Raw genomic sequence first — 16251 nt, 5'->3', positions numbered from 1 at the left:
TCCCGGCGTGGGATACGTGGACGTGGCAGCGGTCGGGCACATCCTGCCCGACGGTCGGGAACTCTTCGCCGACGTGTCGTTCCGGGTCGGGGAGGGCAGCAAGGTCGCCCTGGTCGGGCCGAACGGCGCGGGAAAGACGACGCTGTTGAGGATGGTCGCCGGCGATCTGCCGGTGCGCAGCGGCGTCGTCGCGCGGGCCGGCGGGCTGGGTGTGATGCGCCAGTTCATCGGCATGATCGGTGACGAGTCGACCCTCGCCGACCTGGCGTTGTCGCTGGCCCCGCCGGCGCTTCGCGATGCCGGCCGCCGGCTCGGCGAGACCGAGGCGGCCATGCGGGCGGCCGAGGCCCACGGCAAGTTCAGCAACGCCGCGGGCAAGGCCCAGCTGGCGTACGCCGATGCGCTCGGCGCCTGGGGCGAGGCCGGTGGGTACGACGCCGAGGTGCTCTTCGACACCGTCGCGACCATCGTGCTCGGCCAGCCGTGGGACGCCGTACGGGACCGTCCGGTGCGTACCCTCTCCGGCGGCCAGCAGAAGCGCTTCGCCCTGGAGTTGCTGCTGCGTGGCCCGGACGAGGTGCTGCTGCTCGACGAACCCGACAACTTCCTCGACGTGCCCGGCAAACGCTGGCTGGAGGCGCGACTGCGCGAGTCGACGAAGTCGGTGCTCTACGTCTCGCACGACCGTGAGCTGCTGGCCCAGAGCGCCGACCGGGTGGTCGCCGTCGAGGGTGGCAGCGCCTGGGTGCACCCGGGCGGCTTCGCCAGCTGGCACGAGGCCCGGGTGGCTCGGCACGCCCGCCTAGACGAGCTGCGCCGGCGCTGGGACGAGGAGCACCAGAAGCTGCGCGAGCTGATGCTGATGTACAAGCAGAAGGCCGCGTACAACGACGGGTTGGCCTCGCGTTACCAGGCCGCGCAGACCCGGTTGCGTAAGTTCGAGGAGGCCGGGCCGCCGCCCGTACCGCCGAAGGACCAGGACATCCGGATGCGGCTCAGCGGCGGGCGGACCGGCAAGCGCGCGGTCGTCTGCGAACAGCTGGAGCTCGACGGCCTGACCTTCCCCTTCGACCTGGAGATCTGGTACGGCGACCGGGTGGCGGTGCTCGGTGCCAACGGCACCGGCAAGTCGCACTTCCTGCGGCTGCTGGCCCGCGGCGGCACCGACCCGGACCCGGCGAACGGGCCGGTCGACGGCGCGGGCGCGCTCGCTCCGGTGGCGCACGACGGCACGGCCCGCCTCGGTGCCCGGGTCCGCCCCGGGCACTTCTCCCAGACCCACGACCGCCCGGAGCTGATGTCGAAGACGCTCGTCGAGATCCTCTGGCGGGGTGACGAGCACCGCACCGGGATGGACCGGCACGCGGCGATGGGTGTGCTCAGTCGCTACGAGCTGGCCGCGCAGGGCGACCAGCGCTTCGGCACGCTCTCCGGCGGGCAGCAGGCCCGGTTCCTGGTGCTGCTGCTGGAGTTGTCCGGGGCGACCCTGCTGCTGCTCGACGAGCCCACCGACAACCTCGACCTGGCCAGCGCGGAAGCGCTCGAAGCGGGCCTGACCGCCTTCGAGGGAACGGTGATCGCGGTCACCCACGACCGCTGGTTCACCCGCTCGTTCGACCGGTTCGTGCTGTTCCGAGGCGACAGCGAGGTGGTGGAGACCCCGGAACCGGTCTGGGACGTGGGGTGATCCCCGCCGACCTGCCCGACCGGCTGTGCGGCGTCGACGGCGTGGTCGCCGTGGCGCTCGGCGGTAGTCGGGCGCGCGGCGAGCAGCGCCCGGACTCCGACTGGGACCTGGGTCTCTACTACCGGGGCGAGCTGGACGTGCCGGCGCTGCGTGCGGTCGCCGCGACGGTCGCCGACGACACCGACGTCGCGCTCACCGCCCCCGGTGGTTGGGGCCCGTGGGTCGACGGGGGTGGTTGGCTGCGGATCGGCGGGGTCGCCGTGGACTGGATCTACCGGGACCTCGACCGGGTGCACCGCGTCTGGGCCGACTGTCGGGCCGGCCGGTACGAGGTCGGGGTGCAGGCCGGGCACCCGCTCGGGTTCTACTCGTCCGCCTATGCCGGCGAGGTGGCGTTGTGTCAGGTGCTGGCGGACCCGACCGGCCAGCTGACCCGCCTGCGGGACCAGACTCGGGAGTATCCGCCCGCGCTGGCCGACGCACTGGTGGCTGGCGGCTGGGAGGCCGGATTTCTGCTGACCGGCGCGGCAAAGGCCGCCATCGGCGGGGACAGCGCGTACGTCGCCGGCTGCCTGTTCCGGACGGTCGGGGTGCTCGCCCAGGTGCTGCACGCCCGGACGGGCCGGTGGCTGGTCAACGAGAAGGGGATGATCGCCGCCGCGGGGCGACTGCCCGGTGCTTCGCCGAACTTCAGCCAGCGGGCGCAGGCGTTGCTCGGAGCCGTCGGACGTAGCCCCGCCGAGCTGGCCGCGACCATCGCCGCCGCCCGCGAGCTGGTCACCGAAGTGGTCGGTTGAGCCGCCGCCGAGGTGGTCCGCGCCGGGCCGGCATAGGGTGGATCTCGTGACTGAGTTAACGCTTCCCCACGGTTGAATCCAGGGGATTTCCGGCTCGGACCGCATTCGACCCCGCATTCCGAAGGGAGGTGGTCACATGTCTCACGTCGTCAGTACCGGCACGGTCGCGCTCTACCGTGGCGAGGATCGTCCTCGCGGCGTTGAGGTCGCGGCAGGCGGTGAAGCCGCAGGCCGCGCACTCGAAAATTCTGACGTTCAACCCGATGCGCTGCTTGGCTCTCGCCGCGCACGAGGAACACGTCATGGTTGTGTAGGCGGGCGGAACCAGCACCACCTTTCGGCCCGCCCGCGTGCCCTGCTGGATCAGTTCCCGCTTCGCCGCGCCGATCGCGGCGTCAGCGGCTTTACGTGCCATCGTGGACCTGGTCAAGAACGTCGGTTTGAAGTCTTCGACGGCGATCACCTGGTGGTGGTCGACGACTCGTTTCGCCCACTGGCGGGAGTCGTGGGTGTTCTGTCGGGATGCTTTCTTGTGCAGCTTCGCCGCCGCGTGCTTGGCTCTGCGGTAGCCGTTGGAGTGCGTGTGACCCTTCGGGCGGCGTCGGCGGGCCATCTTCCGCTGCGCCCTGGCCAACTCAGCGGCGCACCGCTTGCGATGCCCGAGGTACGGCAAATCGAAGCGGGCATCGGTGGTCGTGGCGGTGGTCTTCACGCCCCAGTCAACGCCGATCGCCTCGGACGCCTCGGGTGCGGCGGCGGCCTCGCGGCGGGCGACGAACGACGCGTACCAGTGCCCGAGGCTGTCTTGGTAGACGCGCACGCTGGTCGGCGGAGACGGCAGGTCCCGGGACCAGACGACGGGCATGGTGATGCCACCGGCAACGCGCAGCCGTCTGCCGGCGATGGTAAAGCCACGCAGGGTGTATTCCATGCTGGGCAGCGATCGTTTGCGGGTCTTCACCGTCGGCCGTCCGCGGCCTGGGACGGTGAACGAGTGGCGCAGCGCGGCCGCGTAAGTGCGCAGGGTCTGTTGCTGAGCGACCTGCGAGCCGGCGCGCAGCCAAGCGTTTCGGGCGCGGGCTTCAGTGAGCATCTTGGACAGGCTAACGAAGGTAGGCTTCGCGCCGACCTTCTGCTGGTGCACGGCTTCGTTCCACAGGAATCGGCAGCGGCCCCATTCGGCGAGCAGTGCGGACGTCGCCGTCGCGCCGGGGCGCAGCCGGTAGGTGTAGCGCACCACCTCCATCACAACAATCACTATAAAGCTCGACGGCAGATAGTGCCGGGACGTTTGAAGTGGAAATCCAGACTGCCAATCTTATGGAGCAACGGCTATTTCGACGCCGCAACTGGCGGTGCGACCTCAGAGGTGGTCAACGTTATGTCGATAACCACCGCAACGTGTGAACTGATTCCGCACCTCAACACGATTAAAGCCGAGGATTTATCATGAACAACGACATGACCTATGGCCGGCTGGGCGACTCCGGGCTCGTGGTGTCAGTGGTCGGCATCGGCTGCAACAACTTCGGCCGCAAGCTCGACCTCGACGGCACCCGGGCGGTGGTGGACGCCGCCCTGGACGCCGGGATCACCCTCTTCGACACCGCCGACATCTACGGTGAGCCGCAGGGCAGCTCCGAGGAGCTGCTCGGGCAGGCGCTCAAGGGTCGCCGGGACGACGTGGTGGTGGCCACCAAGTTCGGCATGGACATGAACGGCCTCAACGGGCCGGACTACGGCGCCCGGGGTGCGCGGCGCTACATCGCCCGCGCTGTGGAGGCGTCGCTGCGCCGGCTCGGCACCGACCACATCGACCTGTACCAGATGCACGAGCCCGACCCGGGTACCCCGATCGACGAGACCCTCGCCGCCCTGGACGACCTGGTCCGCGACGGCAAGGTGCGCTACCTGGGCAACTCCAACTTCGCCGGCTGGCAGATCGCCGACGCGGACTGGGTCGCCTCGTCCAACGGTCGGTCCCGCTTCATCAGCGCGCAGAACCACTACAGCCTGGTGGAGCGCTCGGTGGAGGCCGAGGTGATCCCGGCGTGTGAGCGGTTCGGCCTCGGCATGCTGCCGTTCTTCCCGCTCGCCAACGGTCTGCTCACCGGCAAGTACAAGCGCGAGGCTCAGCCGCCCGCCGGCAGCCGGCTCTCCGGCGGTGGCCGGTACGCGGAGCGACTCGCCGCTGCCGACTGGGACACCATCGAGGCGATCGAGGCGTACGCGGCCGAGCGGGGTCTGACGATGCTCCAGGTGGCGATCGGCGGGCTGGCCGCCCAGCCGGCGGTGACTTCGGTGATCGCCGGTGCCACCACCCCCGAGCAGGTGCGAGCCAACGCCGCCGCCGGCACCTGGGAGCCCAGCGACGAGGACCTGGCGGCACTGCGCGCCGTCCTCTGAGGGGCCTGATCCACTCGCGTTCCTTGACGTGGTGACCTGCGGTCCGGGAAGCCCCGACTTCGAGGATGCCGAGTCGATCACAGTCGATCAGACGACACCGGGCCGGGCCGCTCATCGCGGCCCGGCCCGGTCGTTGAATGCTGTGTGGTCAGTCGGTGCGGCGGCGGCCGAAGAGCATGGCCACCCCCATCGCCGCGGCGACGAGCACGAGACCGGCCGCCGCGAATGGCCACCAACCGGTGCCCGCCCCGCCGTCCGCTGGCTTGGTCACCGCGACCGGCGCGGGCGCCGGCGGTGACTGCGCCGCCTTCGCCTGCACCGTGGCGGTGGCCTTGCTCTGAAGCGGAGCGGGGGAGTTCACCGACACCTTCCACGTGCCGGTGGAGAGCACCGGGCCGCTGCTGTAGAAGCCCTGCCCCTCGGGCTGCGGTTCGAGCTGCACCGGCCCTACCCGCTGCCCGTCCGGGCCGGTGGCGGTGAGGACCAACCGGACCACCTGCTCCAGCCGGCGGCCATCGGCGTAGGTGGCCTGGATGGTGACGCCCTGAGCCCCGTCGCCGGCCACAGTGAGTTTGAGCTTGTCGGCCTGCGCCGCCGGGGCGGCCTGAGCGGGCTGCGCCGCCGCCGGGGCGGCGGCGGACAGGGTCAGGGCCAGTCCGACGACCACGGCGGCCAGGACCTTCCGGATACCCGTCACGGACATCTCCTCCCTACCGATGAGGGAGGCCCCTCCCCGACGCCGCAGCGCCGGGAAGGGGCCTCGTCGGATCAGAGTTGGCGACCGGGTGCCAGCCGGGTGGCATCGCCACCGAGCCGCCCGGTGCCCTTGACCGAGTCGCCGCCGTTCGCCTTGACCCCGGCCTTGCTGGCCGCGCCGCCGAGCCGAACGATCATGGCGTCGGCGTCCCGGATCAGGACGTCCCGGACCTCCGCCTCGGGCACCAGCGTGGCGTCGCTGGCGAGCGTCCGGAACGCGGTCAGCTGCCGGACGGCAGCCTTGTCGTCGCCGGCCGCCTCGGAGGCGCGAACAGCGTCGAGCTTGTTCGACAGCTGCTTGTGCGCCTTGGTCGAGAGCCGCCCCGTCGCCTTGAACCGGTCCAGCAGACTCTGCATGTCCCGGAACGAGGTGGTGACGAAGAACCGGACCGTCGAGGTGGTCTTGTTGCCCGCCTTGTCGGTCGCGGTAACGGTCAGTTCGTGCAGGCCGAGCGACAGGTCGTACATGGCCTGCAGGGTGCCACTGGTGTACGCCTGGCCGTCGAGCTGACCGACCACGCTCGCGATGCCCGAGGTCGGGTCGACGGCCTGCCAGGCCACCCGGACGTCCTGGCTGTCGCCGTAGAGCTGGCCGTCGGCCAGCCCGGACACCAGCAGCGTCGGCTTGGTGCCGTCGATGCGCAGCACCGCCGACTTCAGCGTCTCGACGTTGCCCGCCTTGTCCGCCGAGCGGAACAGCAGCTCGTGCTGCCCGTCACCGGTCACCTCGATCGGCGTCGAGTACGAGGCCCACGCACCACCGTCCAGCGACCACTCCACCGTCTTGACGCCGGAACCGGCGTCGGTAGCGGCCAGCACGACCGGGATGGTCCCGTTGTGCCAACCGGCGTCGTTCGCCGGAGCGAACGTCGCCGAGGTCACCGGCGCGGTGGCGTCGATCTTGACCGAGACGGTCTTGGTCGCCTCCACGTTGCCGGCCTTGTCCGTCGAGCGGAACCGGAGCTCGTGCTCGCCGTCCCCGCTGACCGCCACCGGAGCGGTGTACGCCGTCCAGGTGGTGGCCCCGTCCAGCTGGTACTCCGTACCGGCGAGGCCGCTACCGCCGGCCTCGTCGGCACCGGTGAGCGTGATCGTCACCGGCCCGGTGTGCCACCCGTCGGTCGGGGTGCCGGAAACCGCCGCGGTGGTCACCGGCGCCGTCTCGTCGGCCACCTTCGTGCTGAGCCGGAAGTAGTCGAACGAGGCGGTCTTCGACGCCGTCTGGTTGGCACCGAGGGTGAACAGCCCGACCTTCGGGGTGGCCCCGACCGCGCTGTTGGTCAGCGCCGTCAACGCGGTCCAGGTCGTCCCGTCGGCCGAGTACGACGCGGTGAACGTGTCGCCCGTGCGGGCCAGCCGCAGGTGCCACACCGCCGAGGTCAGGTTGCCCGCCTCGGGCTGCGGGTTCTGGACCACCCCGGCGATCTCGCTGCGGAACTCGATCCGCCGCGTCACCGCCTGGCCGGCCTGGTTGTCCGCGATGAAGTCGAGCTTCAGGTAGTTGTCGTCGTCCGCCTGCACGAGCAGACCGGCCTGCTGGTACTGCTCGTTCAGCAGGCTGCCGTCGACCTTCGTCTCCAGGGTCCAGTCGCCGGACGGCGCGGTCTGAAGGATGAAGTTCTTCGGCCCGGTGTTGTCGGTGCCGTAGATGTCACCGTTGGGCACGTCGATCCGCAACGCGCCATCGGTGACCCGGTAACCGCTGGGGTCCTCCCGCGTCACGGCGTCCCACCGGCACTTGTCGAGCGTGCTGCCGGTGAACTCGTCCGACGGGTCGACCGGGCCGGCCGGAGCGTCCGGCGTGACCTGGAACGAGTCGAACGCGGCATCGACAACCGGCGCCTCGGTGCCTCCGTTGAGCGCGAAGACCCCGATCCTCGGGTTGGTGATGCCGGCGAGCGCTGCCGAACGGCCGACCGGGGTGAAGGTCTGCCCGTCGCCCGAGGCGGACGCGGTCAGGTTCGTCCCGTCGCTGGTGATCCGCAGGTACACGGTGTCACCCGCCGGTGCGTTGGTGGCGTCGGCGGCCTCGTTGCGAGGCGTGGCCGCCGTCTCCCGGATGAACTCCACCCGCCGGCTGCCGTTGTACAGCAGGTCCACCTTGGCGTAGTTGTCGTCGTCGCCGTACACCAGCAGGCCGGCCTGCTGGTAGTTGGCAGTCACCGGCAGGGTGACCTTGGTGGTCATCTCCCAGGCGCCGGTCGGAGCCGCCTGGAGCACCAGGTTGGTGGCGTCGTTGCGAGCGCCGTAGAGGTCACCCACGCCGGTGGGCAGCCGCAGTGCGCCGCCACTGAGCGAGTAGAGCTGGTTCTCCCGGACGACACTGGTCCAGCGCTCCTTGTCGAGGCTGTTGCCGTTGAAGTCGTCCGAACGCGCCCCGAAGCAGGACGTGTCCGGCGCGTCGACCCGCACCGGCACTGTGGCGTACGACTTGGCGCCCTTGCTGTCGGTCACCGTGAGGGTGGCCGTGAAGGTGCCCGGGCTGGTGTAGGTGTGGCTGGCGTCCAGTGTGGTCGCCGAGCCTCCGTCACCGAAGTCCCAGGCGTACGTCAACGGGGTGTCGCCCTCGGCGTCGGTGGCCGTGCCGTCGAAGGCGACGGTGACCGGTGCGGTGCCGGTGGCCGGGGTGGCCGTGGCGCTGACCACCGGCGGCCCGTTCTCGGTGACACCGCGGCCGACGAAGTCCATCCAGTTGACGTTGAACAGCGAACCCGTTCCGCCGTTCGGGTCGCGGGCCACGAAGTACAGCGAGCCGCTCGCGGCGCCGGTGACCGGTGCGCTCACGTCCGTGTACGTCTGCCACGCGCCGGTCGACGGTACGACGGCCGTGGCGACCACCGGTCCGTCAACCGCACCCGCGCGAACCTCGATCCGACCGCCAGCGGCGGCGGAGGCGGCCCGGAAGCGGATCTCGGTGATGTTGGTCAGGTTCGCCGGAGCGACCGACCACCAGTCACCGTCCTCGATGAACGCGATGCTCTGGCCGCCACCGGCGGTGTCGGCGCCGGCCTCCCGCTGCACGCCCGGGTCGCCACCGCCGGTGCTCACCGGGGCACGCCCGGTGGCGGTGAAGTACTCGGCCTGCTTCTGCTTCGGCTGGAGGACCTCGATCTGCCGACCGGTCAGCGCACCGGCGCCGCCGGCACCACCCTCGTCGGTGTAGGTCGCCTCGAAGACCGCGAAGACGTTCGCCTCGGCGCCGTGCCCGGAGGCGAGCGACGTCTGGACGGTGCCGGTGCAGCCGGTGTGCTGCTCCAGCGGGTGGGCGTGCTCGTCGTGACCGAGCAGCACCTGAAGCTGCACCCGGTCACAGTCGATCTGCCCGTCCTCGGGGTCGGTCACCTTGATCGAGTAGCGGACCTGGTCACCCCAGTTGAAGAAGCCGCCGTCCGGTGGGAACTCGATGGAGACCGTCGGCGCGGTGTTGCCCACGGTGACCGGTACGTTGGCCACCGCGGTCCGGCCCTTGGGGTTGGTGACGGTGAGCTGGGCGGTGTAGTTGCCCGCCGTGGCGTACGTGTGGGTCGGGTTGGCCTCGGTCGAGGTCTGCCCGTCGCCGAACGTCCAGGCGTAGGTGAGCGTGCCACCGTCCGGGTCCCGGGAACCGGCGCTGGAGAAGGTCACCGTCAACGGCGCCGGACCCGAGGTCGGGTTGGCGGACGCCGCGGCGATCGGGGCGCGGTCACCGGCGGTGTAGTCGATCCGGTAGACGCCCGAGTTGTCGTTGTTGCCGCCGAAGCCGCTGCCCCACTCGATCAGGTACAGCGCCCCGTCCGGGCCGAACTCGAAGTCCATCGGCCGGACCATGCTCATGCCGGTGAGCAGCTGGTTGATGTCCACCAACGACTTGCCGTCGGGGGTCAGCTGCATGGTGTACATCTTGTTCTGGTTCCACTCGCCGAGCAGAGCCTTGCCGTCGTAGTACGCCGGCCACTTGCGGTTCGAGTTCAGGTCGGCGTCGTAGCGGTAGACCGGGCCGCCCATCGGGGCGCCGCCGCCACCGATCTCCGGGTAACGCGCGTCACCGGCGTACCCGTAGTCGACGGTCGCCGGGACCACCGGCGGGAGGTTGGTCAGGCCGGTGTTGTTGGGCGAGTTGTTCACCGGCGCCGCGCAGTCGAACTTCGGACCGCTCGGGCCGGACGGGAACGTGTAGTCGTTGTACGCCTCGTTCGTGCCCGTGCAGTACGGCCAGCCGTAGTTGCCCGGGGTGACGACGTTCCACTCGACCAGACCGCGGGGACCCCGGTTCGGGTTGTCCGCGTTGGCGTCCGGTCCGTAGTCCGCGACGTACAGCGTGTTGGTCTTCGGGTCGGTGCCGATCCGGAACGGGTTGCGGAAGCCCATCGCGTAGATCTCGGGACGGGTCTTCTCGGTGCCCGCCGCGAAGAGGTTGCCCGCCGGAACGGTGTACGTCCCGTCGTCCTCCGGGTGGATCCGGATCACCTTGCCGCGCAGGTCGTTCGTGTTGGCGGAGGTGCGCTGCGCGTCGTAGTCCTGGCGGCCCGACCGCTCGTCGAGCGGCGAGTACGAGTTCGACTCGAACGGGTTGGTGTTGTCACCGGTGGCCAGGTAGAGGTTGCCGTCGCCATCGAAGGCCATGCTGCCGCCGGCGTGGCAGCAGGTGTTGCGCTGGGTGTCGACCCGTAGCACCTGCTTCTCGCTGGCCAGGTCGATGGTGTCGCCGGTCACCGTGAACCGGGACAGCAGGTTGCGGGTGACCCCGTCGTTCGGGGCGTAGTACAGGTACACCCACTTGTTGGTGGCGAAGTCCGGGTCGAGCCGGATGCCGATGAGGCCGTCCTCGTTACCGGTGAAGACGTCCAGGTCGACGGCGGTGACGGTGTTGCCGGTGTCCGGCTTCACGATCTGCACGCGACCGTCGCGCTCGATGTAGAAGACCCGCCCGTCGGGCGCGACGTCCAGCTCCATCGGGTTGCTGGTGTTGCTGTCCAGCGTGACCTTCTCGAAGTTCGAGGTCTTCGAGGCGCCGCAGTCGGCGTTCTCGACACCGGCCGCGGTGCGGATGCCGCCGAGCAGGTGGGAGAGGAACTCGGGCTCGGCGTACGACTCCCGGGTGTGCCCTCCGCCGGTGTACCAGGAGCGGCCACCGTCGTAGTCCTGGCACCAGGCGATCGGGTGGTCCGCACCCATCGCGCCGGCACCGGCGGTGTAGCTCTTCTCGTCCAGGCTGGCCAGCACGTGCACGTCCGGCCGGGGGTTGGTCTGGTAGTTGTACCACTCGTCGAACCGGGACCACCGGTCCGGCAACCCGGCCGTGGACGGGTGGGCGTGGTCCTCCACCTTGACCGTGGCCTGCTGGTTCTGCGGGTGGTTGGCGAAGTACGCGCCGACCAGGTCGCCGTACCAGGCCCAGCTGTACTCGGTGTCCGACGCGGCGTGGATGCCGACGTAGCCGCCACCGGCCTTCACGTAGCGCTCGAACGCGGCCTGCTGGTCGGCGTTGAGCACGTCACCGGTGGTGGAGAGCCAGATCACCGCCTTGTACTTCGCCAGGTTGGCGTCGTTGAATGCGGCGCCGTCCTCGGAGTTGTCCACTGTGAATCCGTTGTCGACGCCGAGTTGCTGGATGGCGGCGATGCCGGTGGGGATGGAGTCGTGCCGGAAGCCGGCGGTCTTGGAGAAGACGAGGACGGAGAAGGGATCGGCCGCGGCCTTTGGCGCCTTCGGCGCCACCTGGCTGACCGGGGCTGCGGCTTTCGCATCCCGTGGGGGAACCTGGGCGGCCGCCTGCGCGGGCGCGCCGAACAGGGTGGTCGAGGCCATGGCCAGGGAGATCAGGGTTGCGGTGATGGGTAAGCGGGCACGACGAGAACGGGACACGCCGCCTCCTGTGTCGTAGTGACAGAGCTCGCGGGAGTCGGCTCGCCGAAGGCCGTCCCTGATGGAGCCGGTGGTCACACCGTGCCAGGGTGCCCCCACCGACATTTTGTCGAATCGCTGAACAAATTAATTCGGCTCGCTCGATGTCGGGCAAGATGCGGACGGGTAACGGTTCTGCAACGGGGGGCGACATTCCGAACAGGACCGTATGAAGTGCCCCATTGGATCTCGCTCGTTTTGACGCGGCCCGGCCGGCCGGCCACCGCCGACCCCGCGCCTTGGCAGGCCGGCGGATCTGTCGTACGGTGACACGCAAGTAACCCACGGGAGCCCGGTGTACCGGGCTGAGAGGGGGGCTGACAGCCCCCGACCGTCGAACCTGATCCGGGTAATGCCGGCGCAGGGAGGAGCGTTGCCGTGCCGTCCCTGGGGCGATTGCATCTCATCACCGACACCCGAGAAGGTCGCGACCCACTCGCCGTGGTTCGCGCCGCCCTCACCGTGGCCCACGCCGACCTGGTGGTGCAGGTCCGGGTCGAGGATTCCGCCACCGACCGCGAGGCGTACGACCTGACCCGGCGGGTGCTCGCGCTCTGCGCGTCGTACCAGGCGACCTGCCTGGTCAACGACCGGTTACACGTGGCGCTGGCGGTGGGCGCCGCCGGTGGGCACGTCGGCGCCGACGACCTGCCGGTCGCCGCCGCCCGTCGGGTGCTCGGCCCCACCGGTGTGCTGGGCGCCACCGCTCGCGCGCCGGGCCCGGCGCGCGAGGCCGTCGCGGCGGGCGCCAGCTACCTGGGCGTCGGGCCGTGTCACACCACCAGCACCAAGACCGGCCTGCCGGACCCCATCGGGCCCGCCGGGGTACGCGCCGTCGTCGACGCCGTCGACGTTCCGGTCATCGCGATCGGCGGAGTGACCGCCGCCCGGGTGCCGGCGCTGCGGGCTGCCGGGGCGTACGGGGTGGCGGTGGTCGGTGCCGTCTCCGCCGCAGCCGACCCGGCACGGGCAACCGCCGAGCTGATCGAGGCCCTGACGTGCTGACCGGCCGGTCCCCGTCACCGCCGTCGAGCGACCAGGTCCGGCCGGACGTGGCAGTGGTGGGGGCGGGGCCGATCGGGCTGGCGATCGCCTGGCGTTGCGCCGCGCGTGGGCTGCGGGTGGTGGTGCACGATCCGGCACCCGGCTCGGGGGCGTCGGCGGTGGCCGCCGGCATGCTCTCCCCGGTCGCCGAGGCGTACTTCGGTGAGCGGCAGCTGACCGGGTTGCTGCTGGCGTCCGCCGCCCGCTGGCCGGCGTTCGCCGCCGAGCTGACCGAGACGACCGGAGTCGAGATCGGCTACCGGACCGAGGGCACCCTGATGGTCGGGCTCACCGGCGACGACCTGGCCGAGGCGCGCCGGCTGTGGGCGTACCAGCAGGGGTTGGGCCTGCCCGTGACGCCGCTGCGCCCCAGTGAGCTGCGCGACCGCGAACCGGCGCTCGCCCCACGGGTGCGCGGCGGCGCGCTCGCGCCCACCGACCATCAGGTCGACCCCCGGCTGCTGGTGCCGGCGCTGCGCACGGCCGCGCAGCGGGCCGGCGCGGTGCTCGTGCCGCAGCCGGTCCGGATGCTGTCCGATGTGGACGCGCCGGTTACCGTGGTCGCCGCCGGCTGCGGGGCCGCCGCGCTCACCGGCCTGCCCGTGCGGCCGGTGAAGGGCCAGATCCTCCGGCTCCGCGCGCCCGACGGCGTCGCGCCGGGCTTCCGGCACGTGATCCGGGGGTACGCCGACGGCGAGCACGTCTACCTGGTGCCCCGAGCCGACGGTGAGGTCGTGCTCGGCGCGACGGTCGAGGAGCGCTCGGACACCACTGTCACCGCCGGTGCTGTGCAACGGCTGCTGCGCGCCGGGGTCGACCTGCTGCCTGAGTTGGCCGAGTACGACCTGGTCGAGGCGGTCGCCGGGCTGCGCCCGGGCACCCCGGACAACGCGCCGATCCTCGGGCCGCTGCCCGACCGACCGGACGTCCTGGCCGCCACCGGGCACCACCGGCACGGCATCGTGCTCACCCCGATCACCGCCGACCTGATCGCCGACCTGGTGCTCGGCGGCATACCCGACCCGCTGCTCGCGCCCTTCCGGGCCGACCGCTTCGGCGGTGCCGCCGCGGTGGCCGCGTCGGGCGGACCTGAACCGACGTTGGAGGGGGACCTGTGGAGTTGACGGTGAACGGGGCCGGGCGCAGCGTCGCCGTAGGCGCGTCAGTGGCGGACCTGGTCCGCGACATCGTGGCGGAGCCGCGTGGGGTGGCGGTCGCGGTCAACGGCGAGGTGGTGCCCCGGACCGGCTGGCCGGCGCGGGCACTGCGCGACGGTGATCGGGTCGAAGTGCTCACCGCGGCGCAGGGCGGGTGAGCGGCGTGCCCTTCGAGCTGGGTGGGGAGACCTTCACCTCACGGCTGATCCTCGGCACCGGCGGTGCCGCGAACCTGCACGTCCTGGAGCAGGCGATCCGGGCGTCCGGCACCGAGCTGGTCACACTGGCGCTGCGCCGGGTGGGCACGGCACCAGGCTCGACCGGTGGGCTGCTGGAGCTGCTGGACCGGTGCGGCGTACGCCTGCTGCCGAACACCGCCGGCTGCCACACCGCAACCGAGGCGGTGAAGGTGGCCCGGTTGGCCCGGGACGCGTTCGACACCGACTGGGTCAAGCTGGAGGTGATCGGCGACGAGCGGACGCTGCTGCCCGACGGGGTGGAGCTGCTCCGCGCCGCCGAGGAGTTGGTCTCCGACGGCTTCACCGTGCTGCCGTACACCAGCGACGACCCGGTGCTCGCCCGCCGTCTCGCCGACGTCGGCTGCGCCGCGGTGATGCCGGCCGGCTCCCCGATCGGTTCGGGGCTCGGCATCGGCAACCCGCACCACATTCGACTCATCCGGCAGGGTGTGGACGTGCCGGTGATCCTCGATGCCGGCATCGGCACCGCGTCCGACGCGGCGCTGGCCATGGAGCTGGGCTGTGACGGGGTGCTGCTGGCGAGTGCTGTCACCCGGGCGGCCGATCCGGTGGCGATGGCCACGGCGATGCGGTACGCGGTGGAGGCGGGCCGACTGGCGGCCGGCGCGGGCCGGATCGCCCGCCGCTTCCACGCGCTCGCCTCCACCCCCGACGAGGGAAGACCCGAGCTGTGACCGGGTTGGTGCCGCCCGCAGATCTTGGAAGCAATCTGCCCCTGGAAAGGCCCATTCCTTCCAAGATCCCGTCTGGGGTTGTTGTTCTTACCGATCGGCTGGTCGCTCGCGCTCGGCTCGACCTGGCTATCGCGGGAGCTGTGGCCGGGGGAGTGCGCTGGGTGGTGCTGCGGGAGAAGGACCTGCCGCGCGCCGAACGCGCCGCCCTCGCCGCCGACCTGCGCGCGATCCTCGCCGACGTCGGCGGAACCCTCATCGTGGCCGGCCCCGACCCACTCGGCGGTGACGCCGTGCACCTGCCCGCCGCCGGCCCGTACCCACCGCCGCCCCACGGCCTGGTTGGCCGCTCCTGCCACCACCAACCCGAGCTGGACCGCCTGACCACCGAGCACTACGCCACGATCTCCCCGGTCTGGCCCACAAAGACCAAACCGGGTTACGGCCCACCCCTGGACATTGCGGGGCTGGGCAGCCTGGTGCGCGCCAGCCCGATACCCCTGCTGGCCCTGGGCGGGGTCGAGACCCCAGAACAGGTAACCGCCTGCGTCCAGGCGGGAGCCGTCGGGGTAGCAGTGCTCGGCGCACTCATGCGAGCCGAAGACCCCACCGAAACAGCAGCGAGTCTGACCAGCGCGTATGTCGAGGCGGTCACCCCTGTGCTGACCCAAACCCGGCGCGGGGTCACCAAGGTCTCCACGTCAGGGCTGCGGCCGACCGTGCCCACGCAGGGATCAAGCCTGACCGCCCGGAGTGGGCACGGTCGGCCGCAGCCCCAAACCGCAACCAGGGAAGAACCATGACCCCCCGAACCATCCTCACCATCGCCGGCTCGGACTCCGGCGGCGGCGCAGGCATCCAGGCCGACCTCAAGGTCTTCGCCGCGCTGGGTGCCTACGGCACAAGCGTCCTCACGGCGGTCACCGCGCAGAACACCCGGGGTGTCGACGCGGTGCTGCCGCTGCCCCCGCGCACTGTCACCGAGCAGTTGGACAGCGTGCTCACCGATTTCACCGTCTGCGCCGTGAAGACGGGGATGCTCGGCACCCCGGCGATCGCGGACGTGGTGGCCGAGGCCGCCCGGGACGGCCGGCTGCCTCAACTCGTCGTCGACCCGGTGCTCGTCGCCACGAGCGGTCACCGGCTCGGCGTGGTGGGCGCGGTGGAGCGGCTGCTGCCGTACGCCACTGTGGCGACCCCGAACTGCGCGGAGGCCGCGGCGATCACCGGACGCCCGGTCGACGACGTGGCCGCGATGGTCGTCGCCGCCGAGGCCCTGGTGGCCGGCGGCCCGGAGTACGTGGTGGTCACGGGCGGTGACCTGGACGGGGGCGAGGCGGTCGACGTGCTGCACGGCGGCGGCGTCACCACAGTGTTGCGCGCACCCCGGGTGACCACCCGGCACACCCACGGCACCGGGTGCTCGTTCTCGGCGGCGATCGCGGTGCGGCTCGGTCTGGGCGATCCGGTGCCGGCCGCCGTGGGGGCCGCCAAGGAGTACGTGCTCCGTGCGCTGACCGGCGCGCGGGGCTGGGAGCTGGGCGCGGGGCGCGGACCGCTGAACCACTTCGGCTGGTCCGCTTGATCACC

General features: G+C 71.3%; 12 protein-coding genes and 1 riboswitch. Of the genes, 9 read left to right on the top strand and 3 right to left on the bottom strand.

Annotation, left to right across the window (positions count from 1 at the left end):
* Nucleotides 1–7: 7 nt before the first annotated feature.
* Entirely contained in the window at nucleotides 8–1687 is a 1680-nt protein-coding gene (locus GA0070561_RS18430; RefSeq protein WP_091402366.1) for an ABC-F family ATP-binding cassette domain-containing protein, read from the top strand.
* Complete coding sequence (locus GA0070561_RS18425; protein WP_091402365.1) at nucleotides 1684–2484, top strand: nucleotidyltransferase domain-containing protein; 801 nt, start codon at nucleotides 1684–1686, stop codon at nucleotides 2482–2484. Before GA0070561_RS18430 ends, GA0070561_RS18425 begins: the two co-directional genes overlap by 4 nt.
* Before the next feature lie 55 nt (nucleotides 2485–2539).
* Here the strand turns inward: GA0070561_RS18425 and GA0070561_RS18420 are convergent, their stop codons facing one another.
* Complete coding sequence (locus tag GA0070561_RS18420; protein ID WP_091403528.1) at nucleotides 2540–3730, bottom strand: RNA-guided endonuclease InsQ/TnpB family protein; 1191 nt, start codon at nucleotides 3728–3730, stop codon at nucleotides 2540–2542.
* A 215-nt stretch (nucleotides 3731–3945) separates the two neighbouring features.
* Between GA0070561_RS18420 and GA0070561_RS18415 the strand changes: the two genes are divergently transcribed.
* The gene (locus GA0070561_RS18415) at nucleotides 3946–4890 is read left to right on the top strand and encodes an aldo/keto reductase (protein WP_091403526.1); all 945 of its coding nucleotides are present in this window, start codon (nucleotides 3946–3948) and stop codon (nucleotides 4888–4890) included.
* A gap of 148 nt (nucleotides 4891–5038) precedes the next feature.
* Here GA0070561_RS18415 and GA0070561_RS18410 read toward each other — a convergent pair whose 3' ends face one another.
* Entirely contained in the window at nucleotides 5039–5587 is a 549-nt protein-coding gene (locus tag GA0070561_RS18410; protein ID WP_091403525.1) for a hypothetical protein, read from the bottom strand.
* A 71-nt stretch (nucleotides 5588–5658) separates the two neighbouring features.
* Nucleotides 5659–11490, bottom strand: a complete 5832-nt coding sequence (locus GA0070561_RS18405; RefSeq protein WP_091402363.1) for a ThuA domain-containing protein — start codon at nucleotides 11488–11490, stop codon at nucleotides 5659–5661.
* Between the two features lie 313 nt (nucleotides 11491–11803).
* A riboswitch (TPP riboswitch) is annotated at nucleotides 11804–11913 on the top strand.
* Here GA0070561_RS18405 and thiE point away from each other — a divergent pair.
* The 6 genes from thiE (at nucleotide 11908) to thiD (ending at nucleotide 16246) form a co-directional block, all read left to right on the top strand.
* Nucleotides 11908–12534: a thiamine phosphate synthase gene (gene thiE / locus GA0070561_RS18400; RefSeq protein ID WP_091402362.1), complete on the top strand. Its 627-nt coding sequence runs from the start codon at nucleotides 11908–11910 to the stop codon at nucleotides 12532–12534. Its footprint overlaps the riboswitch before it by 6 nt.
* Nucleotides 12528–13697, top strand: coding sequence for a glycine oxidase ThiO (gene thiO, locus GA0070561_RS18395; RefSeq protein WP_091402360.1), 1170 nt, complete (start codon nucleotides 12528–12530; stop codon nucleotides 13695–13697). The genes thiE and thiO overlap by 7 nt, the downstream gene beginning before the upstream one ends.
* Nucleotides 13688–13888 (top strand): sulfur carrier protein ThiS, encoded by a 201-nt coding sequence (thiS, locus tag GA0070561_RS18390; protein ID WP_091402358.1) that lies wholly within the window; start codon nucleotides 13688–13690, stop codon nucleotides 13886–13888. Before thiO ends, thiS begins: the two co-directional genes overlap by 10 nt.
* The gene (locus GA0070561_RS18385; RefSeq protein WP_091402356.1) at nucleotides 13885–14664 is read left to right on the top strand and encodes a thiazole synthase; all 780 of its coding nucleotides are present in this window, start codon (nucleotides 13885–13887) and stop codon (nucleotides 14662–14664) included. Before thiS ends, GA0070561_RS18385 begins: the two co-directional genes overlap by 4 nt.
* Nucleotides 14665–14729: 65 nt before the next feature.
* On the top strand, nucleotides 14730–15464 hold the full coding sequence (locus GA0070561_RS18380; RefSeq protein ID WP_091403523.1) for a thiamine phosphate synthase: 735 nt from the start codon (nucleotides 14730–14732) through the stop codon (nucleotides 15462–15464).
* Nucleotides 15461–16246, top strand: coding sequence for a bifunctional hydroxymethylpyrimidine kinase/phosphomethylpyrimidine kinase (gene thiD / locus GA0070561_RS18375; RefSeq protein ID WP_091402354.1), 786 nt, complete (start codon nucleotides 15461–15463; stop codon nucleotides 16244–16246). Before GA0070561_RS18380 ends, thiD begins: the two co-directional genes overlap by 4 nt.
* Nucleotides 16247–16251 lie beyond the last annotated feature (5 nt).

It is taken from the genome of Micromonospora saelicesensis (assembly GCF_900091575.1).
Classification (GTDB): Bacteria; Actinomycetota; Actinomycetes; order Mycobacteriales; family Micromonosporaceae; genus Micromonospora; species Micromonospora saelicesensis.
The sequence above is the reverse complement of the archived record's forward strand: the minus strand, read 5'-3'. Positions and strand labels throughout refer to the sequence as shown.

Bases quoted from the DNA above. Each gene is read 5' to 3' on its own strand.
- GA0070561_RS18420 (WP_091403528.1), bottom strand. From the start codon at position 3,730: ATGGAGGTGGTGCGCTACACCTACCGGCTGCGCCCCGGCGCGACGGCG.
- GA0070561_RS18415 (WP_091403526.1), top strand. From the start codon at position 3,946: ATGACCTATGGCCGGCTGGGCGACTCCGGGCTCGTGGTGTCAGTGGTC.
- thiD (WP_091402354.1), top strand. From the start codon at position 15,461: ATGACCCCCCGAACCATCCTCACCATCGCCGGCTCGGACTCCGGCGGC.